The sequence below is a fragment of the Agromyces neolithicus genome (assembly GCF_039529735.1).
Lineage (GTDB): Bacteria > Actinomycetota > Actinomycetes > Actinomycetales > Microbacteriaceae > Agromyces > Agromyces neolithicus.
This window is the reverse complement of the sequence record NZ_BAAANJ010000019.1, coordinates 26,112-42,560: the sequence shown is the minus strand read 5'-3', so window position 1 is coordinate 42,560 and position 16,449 is coordinate 26,112. Positions and strand designations below refer to the sequence as shown.

Annotated in this window: 15 protein-coding genes; 10 read left to right on the top strand and 5 right to left on the bottom strand. The window is 68.4% G+C overall.

Annotation, left to right across the window (positions count from 1 at the left end):
- Positions 1-6: 6 nt before the first annotated feature.
- The 5 genes from ABD164_RS16320 to sdhC are packed head-to-tail and all read right to left on the bottom strand — an operon-like array spanning position 7 to position 4,783.
- Positions 7-1,287 (bottom strand): YihY/virulence factor BrkB family protein, encoded by a 1,281-nt coding sequence (locus tag ABD164_RS16320; protein ID WP_344297459.1) that lies wholly within the window; start codon positions 1,285-1,287, stop codon positions 7-9.
- 27 nt (positions 1,288-1,314) lie between these two features.
- A complete protein-coding gene (locus ABD164_RS16315; protein ID WP_344297457.1) occupies positions 1,315-2,076 on the bottom strand; it encodes a succinate dehydrogenase iron-sulfur subunit in 762 nt (253 codons plus the stop codon).
- 1 nt (position 2,077) lies between these two features.
- Positions 2,078-3,886 (bottom strand): succinate dehydrogenase flavoprotein subunit, encoded by a 1,809-nt coding sequence (sdhA, locus tag ABD164_RS16310; protein WP_344297455.1) that lies wholly within the window; start codon positions 3,884-3,886, stop codon positions 2,078-2,080.
- 7 nt (positions 3,887-3,893) lie between these two features.
- A complete protein-coding gene (locus ABD164_RS16305) occupies positions 3,894-4,346 on the bottom strand; it encodes a succinate dehydrogenase hydrophobic membrane anchor subunit (RefSeq protein ID WP_344297453.1) in 453 nt (150 codons plus the stop codon).
- Positions 4,347-4,360: 14 nt separating this feature from the next.
- Positions 4,361-4,783, bottom strand: coding sequence for a succinate dehydrogenase, cytochrome b556 subunit (gene sdhC, locus ABD164_RS16300; protein WP_344297451.1), 423 nt, complete (start codon positions 4,781-4,783; stop codon positions 4,361-4,363).
- A gap of 177 nt (positions 4,784-4,960) precedes the next feature.
- Here sdhC and ABD164_RS16295 point away from each other — a divergent pair, with 177 nt between their 5' ends.
- From ABD164_RS16295 to ABD164_RS16250, 10 genes are all read left to right on the top strand, one after another.
- Positions 4,961-6,082 carry a mannose-1-phosphate guanylyltransferase gene (locus ABD164_RS16295; RefSeq protein WP_344297450.1) on the top strand — a complete coding sequence of 374 codons (1,122 nt, stop codon included), beginning with the start codon at positions 4,961-4,963 and terminating at the stop codon, positions 6,080-6,082.
- A gap of 25 nt (positions 6,083-6,107) precedes the next feature.
- A complete protein-coding gene (locus ABD164_RS16290) occupies positions 6,108-7,169 on the top strand; it encodes a BMP family lipoprotein (protein ID WP_344297448.1) in 1,062 nt (353 codons plus the stop codon).
- 174 nt (positions 7,170-7,343) lie between these two features.
- Positions 7,344-8,444 (top strand): BMP family lipoprotein, encoded by a 1,101-nt coding sequence (locus ABD164_RS16285; protein ID WP_344297446.1) that lies wholly within the window; start codon positions 7,344-7,346, stop codon positions 8,442-8,444.
- A 165-nt stretch (positions 8,445-8,609) separates the two neighbouring features.
- A complete protein-coding gene (locus ABD164_RS16280; protein WP_344297444.1) occupies positions 8,610-10,127 on the top strand; it encodes an ABC transporter ATP-binding protein in 1,518 nt (505 codons plus the stop codon).
- The gene (locus tag ABD164_RS16275) at positions 10,124-11,515 is read left to right on the top strand and encodes an ABC transporter permease (RefSeq protein ID WP_344297442.1); all 1,392 of its coding nucleotides are present in this window, start codon (positions 10,124-10,126) and stop codon (positions 11,513-11,515) included. Before ABD164_RS16280 ends, ABD164_RS16275 begins: the two co-directional genes overlap by 4 nt.
- Entirely contained in the window at positions 11,512-12,801 is a 1,290-nt protein-coding gene (locus tag ABD164_RS16270) for an ABC transporter permease (RefSeq protein WP_344297440.1), read from the top strand. The genes ABD164_RS16275 and ABD164_RS16270 overlap by 4 nt, the downstream gene beginning before the upstream one ends.
- 57 nt (positions 12,802-12,858) lie before the next feature.
- On the top strand, positions 12,859-13,278 hold the full coding sequence (locus tag ABD164_RS16265; protein WP_344297438.1) for a cytidine deaminase: 420 nt from the start codon (positions 12,859-12,861) through the stop codon (positions 13,276-13,278).
- A complete protein-coding gene (locus ABD164_RS16260) occupies positions 13,275-14,576 on the top strand; it encodes a thymidine phosphorylase (RefSeq protein WP_344297436.1) in 1,302 nt (433 codons plus the stop codon). Before ABD164_RS16265 ends, ABD164_RS16260 begins: the two co-directional genes overlap by 4 nt.
- 175 nt (positions 14,577-14,751) lie before the next feature.
- A complete protein-coding gene (locus ABD164_RS16255; RefSeq protein WP_344297434.1) occupies positions 14,752-15,873 on the top strand; it encodes an adenosine deaminase in 1,122 nt (373 codons plus the stop codon).
- Between the two features lie 68 nt (positions 15,874-15,941).
- Positions 15,942-16,397 carry a PTS sugar transporter subunit IIA gene (locus ABD164_RS16250; protein WP_344297432.1) on the top strand — a complete coding sequence of 152 codons (456 nt, stop codon included), beginning with the start codon at positions 15,942-15,944 and terminating at the stop codon, positions 16,395-16,397.
- Positions 16,398-16,449 lie beyond the last annotated feature (52 nt).

The following is a 16,449-nucleotide window of genomic DNA, read 5'->3' as shown; positions in this document are numbered from 1 at the left end:
TCGATCCTAGGGGAGGCCTCCGGCGCGCTTTCGCGACGCTTCGCCGGGCGCGGATGCCTCGAGCTCGGCGAGCTCGGATTCGGCGCGGTCGAGGCGACGCCTGGCGGCGAACCTCCCCATCCAGTTCGCGGCGGCCACGTCGGCGGTGGCCTCGCGAACGCGAACGCGCGCCGCCGTGACGAGCGCCTGCTGCTCGCGCTCGAGTTGCTCGGCGGCGAGTTGCTCGGGGGTCACCTTTCGCAGCGACTCATGGGCATCGGCGGCCTCGACGGCGATCCAGCTCGCCGCGACGAGGATGATGATGCTCGTGATGCGGAACCAGAGCAGCATGCCGATGAACACGGCGAACGTCGCGAGCAGCGGGTTGGTCGAGGCACGGCCGAGCAGGAACCCTCCGAGCAGCTGCAGCGCCGACAGCGCGGCAGAGCCCAGCAGCGAGCCGACCCACACGCGCCGCCAGGGCATCGCCGCCCCCGAGAGGAACCGGAACATGACGGCGAGGGCCAGCGTGTCGATCGCGAAGACGACGAGGAACGCGCCGGCCTGCACGAAGAAGTCCGACCAACCCGAGCCGCTGTCGAGCCCCACGAGGGCGAGCAACCAGTCGAGGAACGAGGTCGTCGCGACCGACAGGCCCGTGGCGATCAGCAGGATCGAGCCGAACGCCAATCCTGCGAGCAGGTCGCGTGCTTTCAGCAGCACGTACGCTCTCATGTCTTTCGGCAGGCCGAAGATGCTGCGCACGGCGGTGCGCGCGTAGGTGATCCACGCGATGGCCGTCCAGATGAGGCCCGCGAGGGCGACGGCGCCGGTCCAGCCGAAGAGGCTGGTGCTCTGGGTGGCGATCTCGGTGAGCTCGTCGGTCGTGAGCACGCCGTTCTCGCCGATGAGCCCCGGTGCGTAGGTGTTGAGCAGCGTCACGAACGCATCGAGTGTCGCCGGGTTGCCCGTCAGCCAGATGCCCGCGACCGCGAGCACGACGTACAGCGCCGCGAAGATCGCGAAGAGCGCCTGGTAACTGAGCCCCGACGAGAGGATGAACCCGTTCTGGTACAGGAAGTGCCGCCACACCCGCACCGGGAAGAGGGCGAGGGTCTTCTGCGTGATGGTGCCGACCGTGTGGATCGGCTCCTCGAGCCGGTCGCGGATCGGCTCGGTGAACGCGTCGAATCGTTGCCTGGCCGACGTGCCCGCCTCGTCACTGTCAGGGGCGTCATCGGATGTCGCGGGGGGCGCGTCGTACGGTCGACGGTGTTCGCCGGAACGGCTGTCCGTGCGCTCGCTCACGCTGCCCCCTTCGCCGAGCGCGGAACCCTACGGCTTGCCGCGCATGACGGCCTGCTTGACCTCGGCGATCGCCTTCGTGACCTCGATGCCGCGCGGGCACGCGTCGGTGCAGTTGAAGGTCGTCCGGCAGCGCCACACGCCCTCGGTGTCGTTGAGGATGTCGAGGCGGGTCTGCGCGTTGTCGTCGCGCGAGTCGAAGATGAAGCGGTGCGCGTTGACGATCGCGGCGGGGCCGAAGTACTGGCCGTCGGTCCAGAACACGGGGCACGACGAGGTGCACGCGGCGCAGAGGATGCACTTCGTGGTGTCGTCGAAGCGGGCGCGCTCGGCGACCGACTGCACGCGCTCCTTGCCCGGCTCGGGCGTGCTGTTCGCCACCAGGAACGGCTGCACCTCGCGGAAGCTCGCGAAGAACGGTTCCATGTCGACGATGAGGTCCTTCTCGAGCGGCAGGCCCTTGATGGCCTCCACATAGATGGGCTTCGAGATGTCGAGGTCCTTGATGAGCGTCTTGCACGCCAGCCGGTTCCGGCCGTTGATGCGCATCGCGTCGGAGCCGCAGATGCCGTGCGCGCACGAACGGCGGAACGTGAGCGAGCCGTCTTGTTCCCACTTGATCTTGTGCAGCGCGTCGAGCACGCGGTCGGTGGCGTACATCTCGACATCGAAGTCCTGCCAGCGCGGCTCGGTGTCGACATCGGGGTCGAACCGGCGGATCAGGAAGGTGACGGTGAACGAGGGGATCGCGGCTTCGGTCGTCGGGGCCGCCTCGAGCGTTGCGGTGCTCACGTCAGTACTTCCTTTCCATCGGCTGGTAGCGCGTCACGACGACCGGCTTCCAATCGAGCCGGATGTGGTCGGCCGCATCGGACGAGTGCGCGTCACCCGAGAGGTAGGCCATCGTGTGCTGCATGTAGTTGGCGTCGTCGCGGTCGGGGAAGTCGTCGCGCATGTGACCGCCGCGGCTCTCTTTGCGGTTGCGCGCCGAGAACACGACGACCTCGGCGAGGTCGAGCAGGAACCCGAGTTCGACGGCTTCGAGCAGGTCGGTGTTGAACCGCTTGCCCTTGTCGTGCACCGCGATGTTGCGGTAGCGCTCGCGCAGCCCGGCGATGACCTCGGTGACATGGGCGAGCGACTCGTCGGTGCGGAACACCTGGGCGCTGCGGTCCATCTCGTCTTGCAGCTCTTTACGGATCGCGGCGATGCGCTCGGTGCCGTTCGAGTCGCGCAGCTGCGTGAGCAGGTTGCGCACCGCTGCGGCCGGGTCGTCGGGCAGGGGAGTGAAGTCGACGGTCTTGACGTACGCGACGGCGTTGTTGCCCGCGCGCTTTCCGAACACGTTGATGTCGAGCAGCGAGTTCGTTCCGAGGCGGTTCGACCCGTGCACCGAGACGCATGCGCACTCACCCGCGGCGTAGAGCCCGGGAACGACGGTGGTGTTGTCGCTGAGCACCTCGGCGTTGTTGTTCGTGGGGATGCCGCCCATGGCGTAGTGCGCGGTGGGCATCACCGGCACCGGCTCGAAGACGGGGTCGACGCCGAGGTAGGTGCGAGCGAACTCGGTGATGTCGGGGAGCTTGGTCTCGAGCACCTCGGCGCCGAGGTGGGTGCAGTCGAGGTAGACGTAGTCCTTGTGCGGGCCGGCGCCGCGCCCCTCGGCCACCTCTTTCACCATGCACCGGGCGACGATGTCGCGCGGCGCGAGGTCTTTGATGGTGGGGGCGTAGCGTTCCATGAACCGCTCGCCCGAGGCGTTGCGCAAGATGGCGCCCTCGCCTCGTGCACCCTCGGTGAGCAGGATGCCGAGGCCGGCGAGACCCGTCGGATGGAACTGGAAGAACTCCATGTCTTCGAGGGGGAGGCCCTTGCGCCAGATGATGCCGACGCCGTCGCCGGTGAGGGTGTGCGCGTTCGAGGTGGTCTTGTAGATCTTGCCGAACCCGCCGGTGGCGAAGATCACGGCCTTCGCCTGGAACACGTGCAGTTCGCCTGACGCAAGGTCGTAGGCGACGACGCCCGATGGCTTCTGCACTCCATCGACCTCGGTCATCACCAGGTCGAGCACGTAGTACTCGTTGAAGAAGTTGATGCCGAGCTTCACGCAGTTCTGGAACAGCGTCTGCAGGATCATGTGGCCCGTGCGGTCGGCCGCATAGCAGGCGCGGCGCACGGGCGCCTTGCCGTGGTCGCGCGTGTGGCCGCCGAATCGGCGCTGGTCGATCTTGCCCTCGGGCGTGCGGTTGAACGGCAGTCCCATGTTCTCGAGGTCGATGACCGCGTCGATCGCCTCTTTCGCGAGGATCTCGGCAGCGTCTTGGTCGACGAGGTAGTCGCCGCCCTTGACGGTGTCGAACGTGTGCCACTCCCAGCTGTCTTCCTCGACGTTGGCGAGGGCGGCGGCCATGCCGCCCTGCGCGGCGCCCGTGTGTGAGCGCGTGGGATAGAGCTTCGAGATGACCGCGGTCTTCGCGCCGGGGCCGGCCTCGATCGCCGCGCGCATGCCGGCGCCGCCGGCGCCCACGATGACGATGTCGAACTGGTGGTGGTGGACGCCGTCGATGATCTGGGTCTCGGCGTCGGCGGACTGGGTGTTCACGGATCTCCTATGCGGAACAGAACGAGGGGAGCAGGTCGGCCATGTCGGCCGAGACGGGCGGGCAGGGCTCGAACGTGAAGACGACCAGGGTGCCGAGCACGATGAGCACGGCCGCGGCACCGAACAGGGCGCCCTTCAGCACCTTCTGCACCGTTCCCGGGTTCGTGTAATCGTTCACGATCGTGCGCATGCCGTTGGCGCCGTGGATGAGTGCCAGCCAGAGCATCAGCACGTCCCACCACTGCCAGAACGGGTCGGCCCACTTGCCGGCGACGAAGCCGAAGTCGATGGCGCTCACGCCGTCGCCGACGATGAGGTTCATGAAGAGATGGCCGAAGATCAGCACGATGAGCACGACGCCCGACGCGCGCATGTAGATCCAGCCCCACTTCTCCCAGTTGGTGCCGCGATTGCGCGCGGGCCGGGCCGGGGTGCGGGGTGCTTCGATGGTGTTCGTCACTGTCGCTCCCCTTACTAGTGGCTGAAGACGTTGATGAGGTGGCGCGGCGTGAAGGCGAGCATGGTGATCACCCAGAGCGCGACGACGATGTAGAAGAGCACCTTCTGGTTGCGCGTCGCCCACGACCAGAAGTCGACGAGGATGATGCGCAAGCCATTGAAGGCGTGGAACACGATGGCTCCGACCAGCGCGACCTCGCCGAGGCCCATGATGGGCGTCTGGTAGGTGCCGATGACCGCGTTGTAGGCCTCGGGGCTCACGCGCACGAGCGCCGTGTCGAGGATGTGCACGAGCAGGAAGAAGAAGATGGCGACACCGGTGATGCGGTGCAGCACCCATGACCACATACCCTCGCGACCGCGGTAGAGCGTGCCGCCCGGCTTCTCTCTCGCCGGCTTCGCGGGTGTGGTCAGGGTTCCTGCCGAGTTCTGTGGCATGAACAACCCCTCCCTGGGATGAATCCTGCCCGGCTCGAGCGGGCGTCTGGGGGCGCAGCGGCCCGATCCCGAGTGTAGTCCGACGCTCCGGAGCGCGCCCCTTAGGGCTGCCTAATATCTTGACGTCGAGACTTCTGCGCTCGGCTGATGTTCGCCGCCGCCCGCTATCCTGAGCGGATGCACCTGGACCAGCCTCTCGACCGGTTCTACGCCGTGATCCCCGCGGGCGGCGTCGGCTCCCGCCTCTGGCCGCTCTCGCGGGCCGATGCGCCGAAGTTCCTGCACGACCTGACCGGCTCCGGGCAGACCCTGCTGAAGGACACGTGGGACCGGCTCGCGCCGCTCTCGGGCGACCAGCGCATCATGGTCGTCACCGGCCGCGCCCACCGTGCGGCCGTCGAAGCCCAGCTCCCGGGGCTGAGCGACGCGAACATCGTGCTCGAGAGCGAGCCGCGCGACTCGACGGCCGCGATCGGCCTCGCCGCCGCGATCCTCGAACGCCGCGAGCCGGGCGTGATCATCGGCTCGTTCGCCGCCGACCACGTGATCTCGGGCGAGACCCTGTTCCGGTCGGCGGTCGCCGAGGCGGTCGCGGCTGCCGACGCCGGCTACATCGCGACGATCGGCATCACCCCCACCGAGCCCGCGGTCGGCTTCGGCTACATCGAGTGCGGCGACGCGCTCGCCATCGACGGCGCCGAGCACGCCGAGGCCGTGTCGAGCTTCGTCGAGAAGCCCGACCTCGACACCGCGAGGCGCTACCTCGCCGACGGCAAGCACCTCTGGAATGCGGGCATGTTCATCGCCCGCGCCGATCAGCTGCTCGCCGAGATCGCCCGCAACAAGCCCGAGCTGCATGCCGGGCTCATCGAGCTCGCGGCTGCATGGGACGACCCGGCGACCCGCGGACCGGCGGTCGACCGCATCTGGCCGCGGCTCGAGAAGATCGCCATCGACTACTCGGTCGCCGAACCGGCCGCCGCGGCCGGGCGGCTCGCCGTCATCCGCGGGCACTTCGCGTGGGACGACGTGGGCGACTTCGCCTCGCTCGCGAAGCTCAACACCGCCGGCCGGTCGGGCGAGCTCGCGATACTCGGCGAGCACGCGCGGGTGCTCGCCGACGCATCGAGCGGCATCGTCGTCAGCCGGTCGAAACGGGTCATCAGCCTCATCGGCGTGCACGATATCGTCGTGGTCGACACACCCGACGCGTTGCTGGTCACCACGAGCGAGCACGCGCAGCGGGTGAAGGCGGTCGTCGACGCCCTGCGGCTCGGCGGTTCGAGCGACGTGCTCTAGGCACACGAGAGAAGCGAGGCAGCGGATGTCCCAGGGTCGGGGTTTCACCGTCGGGGCCGTGCTCGTCGCGGCATCCGCACTGTTCGTCGCGTGCGCACCCGCGCCCGACGCGGGCGACGATGTCGCGGCATCCGACACGTGCGTACGCATGGTGACCAACTCGGGCGGTCTCGAAGACCGTTCGTTCAACCAGTCGACGTGGGAGGGCCTGCAGTCCGCAGAGGCCGAGTACGGCATCGAGGCCGAGGCGCTCGTCTCGACCGGTGAGACCGACCTCGCCCCGAACGTCGAGCAGGCGTCCGCGTCGGGCTGCGAGCTCGTCGTCACGGTCGGCTTCGAGCTGGCCGAGTCCACCCTCGACCAGGCGGGCGAGAACCCCGAACTCGCGTTCGCGATCGTCGACGAGGTCGTCGAGGCGCCGAACGTGAAGCCGGTCATCTTCGACACCGCGCAGGCGTCGTACCTGGCCGGGTACCTCGCGGCAGGCGTGTCGAAGACCGGCGTCGTCGCCACCTTCGGCGGCGGCAACCAGCCACCCGTGACCCTCTTCATGGACGGCTTCGTCGACGGTGTCGCCAAGTACAACGAGGTGCACGGCGGCGCCGTGCGAGTGCTCGGCTGGGACAAGGCGAAACAAGACGGTGCGTTCACGGGCGACTTCGAGGACATCAACAAGGGCAAGGCGCTCAGCGAGGGGTTCATCGACCAGGGCGCCGACGTGATCCTCCCGGTGGCCGGGCAGGTCGGTGAGGGGGCCGCATCGGCCGCAGTCGAACGCGGCGGGGTCTCGGTGATCTGGGTCGACAGCGACGGCTACGAGACGCTCACCCCCGAGTTCCGGCCGGTGATCCTCACAAGCGTGCTGAAGAACACGCAAGATGCGATGGTCGAGATCGTCGGCGACGTCATCGACGACGCGTTCTCGAACGAGCCGTTCATCGGCACGCTCGAGAACGGCGGGGTCGAGATCGCGCCGTACCACGATCTGGCGCCGCTCGTCTCGGCCGAACTCGACGCCGAGATCGAGGGCCTTCGGGCGGCGATCATCGCCGGCGACATCGTCGTGGATTCGCCCAGCGCACCGTGATGCGCCGGTCACCCCTGTTCGGGGGATCATTCGCCTGCTCATGTGAGCAGAAAGTCGCGGCTTCATAACCATTGCGTTGCGCCGGCGCAAACCACGATGGCGACCGATGCAACTTTCGGTAACGTGACTTCAACGCCCCCGGACCGATGGGGCTGCAGGACTCTGGAGGACACTGTGAAGGTCATGACCAAGAAGGCGGCGCTCAGCGGCCTCTCGCTGTTGGGCGCAGCCGTGCTGCTCGCCGCGTGCTCGGCGGCTCCCGAAGACTCGGGCGAGACCGGGGACGCGGCTCCCGACTTCCAGCCGTGCATGGTGTCCGACGCCGGCGGCTTCGACGACAAGTCGTTCAACCAGAGCGGTTTCGAGGGGGCCACTGCGGCAGCCGACGAGCTCGGCGTCGAGTTGACCGCTGTGCAGTCCGACGCCGAGACCGACTACGCGCCGAACATCACGAACCTCGTCGACCAGGGTTGCGACCTCATCGTCACGGTCGGCTTCGCACTCTCTGCGGCGACCATCGAGGCGGCTGTGGCCAACCCCGACATCAACTTCGTCATCATCGACGACGCGGCCGACGGCGACTTCGACGGCGCCACCGACGCCGAGAACATCAAGCCGCTCCTCTTCGACACCGCCCAGGCGGCGTTCCTGGCCGGCTACGCGGCCGCGGCCTACTCGCAGACCGGCGTCGTCGGCACGTTCGGCGGCATGAACTTCCCGACGGTCTCGATCTTCATGGACGGCTTCGCCCAGGGCGTCGAGTACCACAACGCCGAGAAGGGCACCGACGTCAAGGTCCTCGGTTGGGACCGCGCCGCGCAAGACGGCGAGTTCACCGGTGGCTTCGAGGCCAACGACACCGCGCGCCAGAAGGCTCAGGCGCTCATCGACCAGAACGTCGACGTGCTGCTGCCCGTCGGCGGCCCGATCTACCAGTCGGCTGCCGCGGCGATCCGCGACGCGGGCCGCGAGATCGCGATGATCGGCGTCGACGCCGACTTCACCGTGACCGACCCGTCGGTCGCCGACCTCATGCTCACCTCGATCCTCAAGGGCATCGCGGTCGGCACCGAAGAGGCGGTCCTCGCTGCGGGCAACGGCGAATTCGACAACAGCCCCTTCATCGGCACCCTCGAGAACGAGGGCGTGGGCATCGCCCCGTTCCACGACTTCGAGTCCAAGGTTCCCGAGGGGCTCCAGGGCGAGATCGACGACCTGATGGCCGCGATCATCGCGGGCGACGTGCAGGTCGAGTCCTACCTCGCCGCCAACTGAGTCGAGGGCGTTGAGCGGGGAGGTCGGCGGATGCCGGCCTCCCCGTTCCGACTGTCGGAGGCCACTCGGTCGCGCGCGCGCCACATCTGAGCACGCGACCTCCGACACGTTCAACATTCGCGCAGCGACTGCAACGGATGCAGTCGAATCACTAGGATCGGGAACATGAAGCTCGAACTTCGCGGCATCACGAAGCGTTTCGGCAGCTTGGTCGCGAACGACCACATCGACCTCACCGTAGAGGCTGGCGAGATCCACTGCCTGCTCGGCGAGAACGGTGCAGGCAAGTCGACGCTCATGAACGTGCTCTACGGCCTGTACCGGGCCGACGAGGGCGAGGTGCTCCTCAATGACGAGGTCGTGCACTTCGAGGGGCCCGGCGATGCCATGGCCGCCGGCATCGGCATGGTGCACCAGCACTTCATGCTCATCCCCGTCTTCACCGTCGCCGAGAACGTCATGCTCGGCAACGAGTCGACGAGGTCGGGCGGGCTGCTCGACCTGCCCACCGCGCGCAAGAAGGTCGAAGAGATCGCGGCCCGGTTCGGCTTCCACGTCGACCCCGACGCGCTCGTCGAAGACCTGCCGGTCGGCGTGCAGCAGCGGGTCGAGATCATCAAGGCACTCTCGCGCGATGCCAAGGTGCTCGTGTTCGACGAGCCGACCGCGGTGCTCACCCCGCAAGAGACCGACGAGCTCATGGTCATCATGCGCCAGTTGAAAGAGGCGGGCACCTCGATCGTGTTCATCACCCACAAGCTGCGCGAGGTGCGCGAGGTCGCCGACCGCATCACGGTCATCCGGCTCGGCAAGGTCGTCGGCGAGGCCGAGCCGACCGCGTCGAACGCCGAACTGGCATCGCTCATGGTCGGCCGAGCGGTCGAGCTCACCGTGCACAAAGACGAACCCACGCTCGGCGACGACGCCCTCGTGGTCGACCACCTGACGGTCGTCGACCCGATCGGGCAGCTCGTCGTGAACGATGTGAGCTTCACCGTACGACGCGGCGAGATCCTGGCCGTCGCCGGTGTGCAGGGCAACGGTCAGACCGAGCTCACCGAAGCGCTGCTGGGCCTGGCGCACCAGGTGCGGGGGTCGGCTGTGCTCGACGGTACCGAGCTCGTCGGCCAGAGCGTGCGCGACATCCTCGAGTCGGGCGTCGGCTTCGTGCCCGAAGACCGCACCGAAGACGGGCTGGTCGGCGAGTTCACGATCGCCGAGAACCTCATGCTCGACCGCAGCGAGTCGCCGCCGTTCGTGCGCATGGGCAACCTGCAGCACGCCACCCTCGCCGACTTCGCACGCGAGAAGGTCGAGGAGTTCGACATCCGCACCCAGGGCATCGACGAGTACGTGCAGCGACTGTCGGGCGGCAACCAGCAGAAGGTGGTGCTTGCTCGCGAACTCAGCCGCGACCTGCGATTGCTCGTCGCCGCACAGCCGACGCGCGGCGTCGACGTCGGCTCGATCGAGTTCATCCACAAGCGCATCGTCGCGGCACGCGACAGCGGCGTGCCCGTGGTCGTCGTCTCGACCGAGCTCGACGAGGTCGCCGCGCTCGCCGATCGCATCATGGTCATGTACCGCGGCCGCATCGTCGGCATCGTGCCTGGCGACACCCCGCGTGACGTCCTCGGCCTCATGATGGCCGGAGAAAACGCCCCAGAAGGAGCCGCCGCATGAGCGACCCCCAGCAGCCGGCGGGCGACGCCCCCGGCGCGAACGAACCCGACGCCGACGTCGCCATCGAAGAGCCGGCGGCCGCCTCGCCCGAGGGGGGTACCGCCGTCACCGACGCCCGTGCGACCGCGTCGAGGCCCGGTGCCGTTGCGGATTCCTCGGGTGCCGCAGACGACATACCGCCGCCGTCGAAGTGGCACAAGATGCTGCGCGAAATCGCCACCGGCAATGCCATCATCTCGGTGCTGGCGGTGGTGCTCGCCCTGATCGTGGGCGCAATCATGATCGCGTTCACCGACGAGCGCGTGCAAGAGACCAGCGTGTACTTCTTCGCGCGGCCGGCCGACATGCTCTCGGCGATCTGGCAGTCGGTGTCGGGTGCGTACTCCGCGCTCTTCCAGGGGTCGATCTACAACTTCCGACGCGACGATTTCCTCTCCGGAATCAGGCCCCTCACGCAGACGCTGCTGTTCGCAACGCCGCTGATCGCGGGTGGCCTGGGTGTCGCCCTCGCGTTCCGCGTCGGCATGTTCAACATCGGTGGCCGGGGCCAGATGCTGATCGCGGCATCCGTGGCCGGATGGATCGGATTCGGCTTCGACCTGCCGTGGGGCGTGCACATGATCGTCGCCCTCGTCGGCGGACTCGTCGGCGGCGCGCTGTGGGCGGGCATCGCCGGGCTCCTCAAGGCCCGCACCGGCGCGCACGAGGTCATCGTGACGATCATGCTCAACTACGTCGCGTTCTACCTCGTGTCATGGATGCTGCGCACACCCGGATTGCTGCAGGCGCCGGGTTCGTCGAACCCGAAGACCGCGGCGATGAGGGACACGGCGATCTTCCCGGCCCTCCCGGCGCCGTTCAACCTGCACTTCGGGTTCGTACTCGCTATCGCCGCCACCGTGCTGGTCTGGTGGATCCTGAGCCGTTCGAGCCTCGGGTTCAAGTTCCGTGCCGTGGGCATCAACCCGAACGCGGCCCGTGTCGCGGGCATCAACGTGCCCGGCATGTACGTCTACGCGATGCTCATCTCGGGCGCCCTGCTGGGTCTTGCCGGGGTCAGCCAGGTGCTCGGCACGGTCACCACCGGGTTCACGGCGGGCATCGACGCGGGCATCGGCTTCGATGCGATCACGGTCGCCCTGCTCGGCCGGTCCACTCCGTGGGGCACCTTCGTGGCGGGCATCCTGTTCGGTGCGTTCAAGGCCGGCGGCTTCTCGATGCAGGCCGCCGAGGGCGTGCCGATCGAGATCGTGCTCGTGGTGCAGTCGCTCATCGTGCTGTTCATCGCGGCTCCGCCGCTCGTGCGCACGATCTTCGGCCTGCCCGCCCCCGACGCCAAGCCGAAACGATCTCGCAAGACCGCCGCGAATGAGGTGAAGGCGAAGTGAGCAAGACCGTAGAGCACCACCGCGTCGCGCCGCGACCCGACGCCCTCGACACGACCGTCGTGACGAGCTGGAAAGCCCCGATCGCCTTCGCGATCTTCACGCTCCTCGCCCTCGCGCTCGCCGTGTTCGCGCCGCGACCCGGCGAAACGACCTACCGTTGGTCGAGAGAGACCGACGCGCTGCAGGTGCCCGACCTCGTCGTGCCCGTGATGCCCGCGTTGTGGGCGGTCGTCGGCCTCCTCGCCGTCGCGACCCTGTACTCGGTCGTGCTCGTGCGCTCGAAGCGCCGCGTGCCGCTCTGGCTCATCGTGGTCTTCGCGATCGCCTTCATGTTCGCATTCCTCACCTGGGCGGGCTCGGGCTCGTCGCTGCCGATGATCGGCCTGCTGTTCGGCTCGCTGAGCCTCGCCGTTCCGCTCATCTTCGGGTCACTCGCGGGCGTAATCGGCGAGCGTGCGGGCGTCATCAACATCGCCATCGAGGCCCAGTTGCTCGCCGGCGCGTTCACTGCCGCAGTCGTGGCGTCGGTGACTGGCCAGGTGTGGCTCGGACTCATCGCGGCCATGGTCGCCGGCATGCTCGTGGGAATGGTGCTCGCCGCATTCGCGATCAAGTACTTCGTCGACCAGGTCATCGTCGGTGTCGTGCTCAACGTTCTCGTCGTCGGCCTCACGAGCTTCTTCTTCTCGCAGGTGCTCGCACCGAACGCGGCGCTGCTGAACACGCCGCCGAGGTTCGAACGGCTGCCGATCCCCGTGCTCGGCGACATCCCGATCGTCGGTCCCGTCTTCTTCCGTCAGACGATCGTCGTCTACCTGATGTACATCGCCGTCGCCGTCGTCTACATCGGCCTGTTCCACACCAGGTGGGGCCTGCGACTGCGTGCCGTGGGCGAGCACCCGCAGGCCGCCGACACCGTCGGCATCAAGGTGAACCCCACCCGGTTCTGGAACGTCGCCCTGGCCGGTTCGATCGCCGGACTCGGCGGCACGTTCTACACGATCGGATCGGGCATCGCCTTCAACAAAGAGATGACAGCGGGGGCCGGCTTCATCGCGCTCGCCGCCGTGATCTTCGGCCAATGGGACCCCATCAAGGCCACCCTGGCGGCGCTGCTGTTCGGCTTCGCGTCGAACCTGCAGAACACGCTTTCGGTCATCGGCTCGCCGGTGCCCAGCGAGTTCATGCTCATGCTGCCGTACGTCGTGACCATCTTCGCCGTCGCCGGCCTCGTCGGAAAGTCCCGCGCGCCGGCCGCAGACGGCAAGCCGTACATCAAATCCTGACGGGCGGCCCCGGCCACGGGGCATCCGTCGCACCGATCGCCTGAACGGGAGCGCACCATGACCGCAACGGATCCGATCGACTGGGCAGACCTGCGCGAGCGCGCCCGCGAAGCCATGGCGAAGGCGTACGTGCCGTACTCCGAGTTCCCGGTCGGCGCGGCCGCGGTCGTCGACGACGGCCGCGTCGTGAGTGGCTGCAACGTCGAGAACGCGTCGTACGGCGTCACGCTGTGCGCCGAGTGCTCGCTCGTGTCGGCGCTCATCATGTCGGGCGGGGGTCGGCTGGTCGCGTTCACGTGCGTCGACGGGCACGGCGCCACGCTGATGCCGTGCGGCCGGTGCCGGCAGTTGCTCTACGAGCACTCGGTCGAGGGCATGGTGCTCGACACCGTCTCGGGATTCAAGACCATCGACGAGGTGCTGCCCGACGCGTTCGGCCCGCGCCAGCTCGCCGACTACCGAGGAGACCACCCATGAGCGCCATCGAAGCCTTCGACGCCGTCGACCTGATCCGCGCGAAGCGCGACCGCCGCGAGCTCGAGACCGCCGAGATCGACTGGCTCATCGACGCGTACACCCGCGGCTACGTGGCCGACGAGCAGATGTCGGCGATGACCATGGCGATCTTCCTCAATGGCATGAGCCGGCGCGAGATCCGCGACATGACGATGGCGATGATCGCGAGCGGCGAACGCATGGACTTCTCGGGACTCGGCAAGCCCACGAGCGACAAGCACTCCACCGGCGGGGTCGGCGACAAGATCACGCTGCCGCTGATGCCGCTCGTCGCGTCGTTCGGGGTGGCCGTGCCGCAGCTCTCGGGCCGCGGGCTCGGGCACACCGGCGGAACGCTCGACAAGCTCGAGTCGATTCCCGGCTGGCGGGCCGACCTCACGAACGACGAGATGTTCGCGCAGCTGCGCGACGTCGGCGGGGTCATCTGCGCCGCGGGTGCCGGACTCGCGCCGGCCGACAAGAAGCTCTACGCGCTGCGCGACATCACCGGCACCGTCGAAGCGATCCCGCTGATCGCGTCATCGATCATGTCGAAGAAGATCGCCGAGGGCACCGGCGCGCTCGTGCTCGACGTGAAGTTCGGGTCGGGTGCCTTCCTCACCGACATCGAGCGCTCGCGCGAACTCGCCCGCACGATGGTCGAGCTCGGCGAAGATGCGGGGGTCGCGACATCCGCCTTGCTCACCAACATGAACGTGCCGCTCGGACTCACGATCGGCAATGCCAACGAGGTGCGCGAATCGGTCGAGGTGCTGGCCGGAGGCGGGCCCGCCGATGTGCGCGAACTCACGATCGCGCTCGCACGCGAGATGCTCGACCTCGCCGGGCAGCCCGAGGCCGACGTCGAGGCGGCCCTCGACGACGGGCGGGCGATGGACACCTGGCGTCGCGCGATCGCTGCCCAGGGCGGCGACCCCGACGCCGCCCTGCCGGTCGCCCGCGAGCAGCACGACGTCACCGCCGACCGCGACGGCGTGCTCGTCGAGCAGCAGGCGCTGCCGTTCGGCATCGCCGCGTGGCGACTCGGCGCCGGCCGTGCGCGCAAGGAAGACCCCGTGCACCACGCGGCGGGCATCGACCTGCACGCCAAGCCCGGCGACGAAGTGCGCGCCGGGCAGCCGCTGTTCACGCTCTTCGCCGACGACCCCGCGCGGTTCGATCGGGCGCTCGAGGCGGTCGATGGTGCCTGGCGCATCGGCGCCGCGGGCGATCCGGTCGACGACGGCGGACCCCTCATCGCAGACCGCATCGGGCGCTGACGGCTCTGTCGATCGCGCAGCGAGCGCCGTCGAGCGTATCGAGATCCTGGCGACGGGTCTCGATATGCTCGCTCCACGCTCCACGCTCCACGCTCCACGCTCCACGACCGACGCGCCGCGTCATTGCTTCGAGAATGCCGAGACTTCGCGGCGTCCGTGTCGCTATCGTTGAGTCGTGAACACGAATCCGACGGAGTACCGGCTCGAGGGCGACGGCGCCGACATCCAGTCGCTGCCGAAGATCTCGCTGCATGACCACCTCGACGGCGGCCTGCGGCCGCAGTCGCTCATCGAACTCGCCGATGAGCTCGGGCTCGAGGTTCCGGCCGCCGACGCCGAGGCGCTCAGGGCGTGGTTCACGGAACAGTCGAACTCGGGTTCGCTCGTCGAATACCTGAAGACCTTCGACCTGACGACGGCGGTCATGCAGACCCGAGCCGGCCTCAGCCGAGTCGCGCGCGAGTTCGTGCAAGACCTCGGCGCCGACGGGGTCATCTACGGCGAGATCCGCTGGGCACCCGAGCAGCACCTCACTCGCGGGCTGAGCCTCGACGAGGCGGTCGAGGCCGTGCAGGCGGGCATCGAGCAGGGCCTCGATGACGTGCAGGCCCTGGGGCGCCGCATCCGCGTCGGCCAGCTCGTCACCGCGATGCGGCACAACGACCGTGGGCTCGAGATCGCCGAACTCGCCGTACGTCACCGTGAGCGGGGAGTCGTCGGCTTCGACATCGCGGGCCCCGAAGCCGGGTTCCTGCCGGCCCGGCACCGCACCGCGTTCGATTACCTCGCGAGCCAGTTCATGCCGGTCACCATCCACGCAGGCGAGGCCGACGGCCTCGAATCGATCCGCGGTGCCCTGCTCGATGGTCGCGCCCTCAGGCTCGGCCACGGCGTGCGCATCGCCGAAGACCTCGTCATCGAGCGCCAAGACGACGAGAACACGTACGTCTCGCTCGGGCCGATCGCGCAATGGGTGCGCGACCGCGAGATCGCCCTCGAGACCAGCCCGTCATCGAACCTGCAGACGGGGGCCATCGCGGCATGGGGCGGCGAGCTCGTCGACCACCCGTTCGACCTGCTGTACCAGCTCGGGTTCCGGGTCACGGTGAACGCCGACAACCGACTGCAGAGCGGCACCTCGCTCACGCGCGAGCTCGCACTGCTGAGCGACGCGTTCGGGTACGACCTCGACGACTTCGAGACGTTCCAGCTGAATGCCGCCGCGTCGGCCTTCCTCCCGCTCGACGACCGCGAAGAGCTCGCCGAGCTCATCCAAGACGGCTTCGACGAGGCCTGAACCTGCCAGACGACCGATGCCCCGACCCGGGGCCCGCGTCCGACCGCCGCCCGAACGGATCACCTGAAATGACCTTCCCGCCGCTGGCCGATGCCGGCATCATGCTGGGCGCCCATGCGACCGACTGGCGTGACGCCGTGCGGCTGGCCGGGCGTGCGCTCAGGCTTTCGGGCTCGACGCGGGCCGAGTACTCCGACCGCATGATCGCGGTCATCGAGGAGTTCGGTGCCTACGTCGTCGTCGCGCCCGGTCTCGCGCTCGCGCACGCCAGGCCCGGGCCTGATGTGCGTCGCGAGGGGCTCTCGGTGGTCACCCTCGCCGAGCCCGTGGCGTTCGGGCATCCCCACAACGACCCCGTGCGGGTCGTCGTGGGGCTCGCGGTCTCGAACGCCGAAGAGCACGTGGCATCGGTGGCGTCGCTCGCCAACGTCTTCAACGACGGCGCCACGGTCGCGCGCCTCGCACGCGCCACGTCCGCCGACGACGTGCGCGGCCTGCTCGGCATCGACGCCCCTGGGGCTTGAGCCCGGCGCGCTCTGCGCCACTTCTGTACCTTCTGCGCCAGCCGAACTGGCG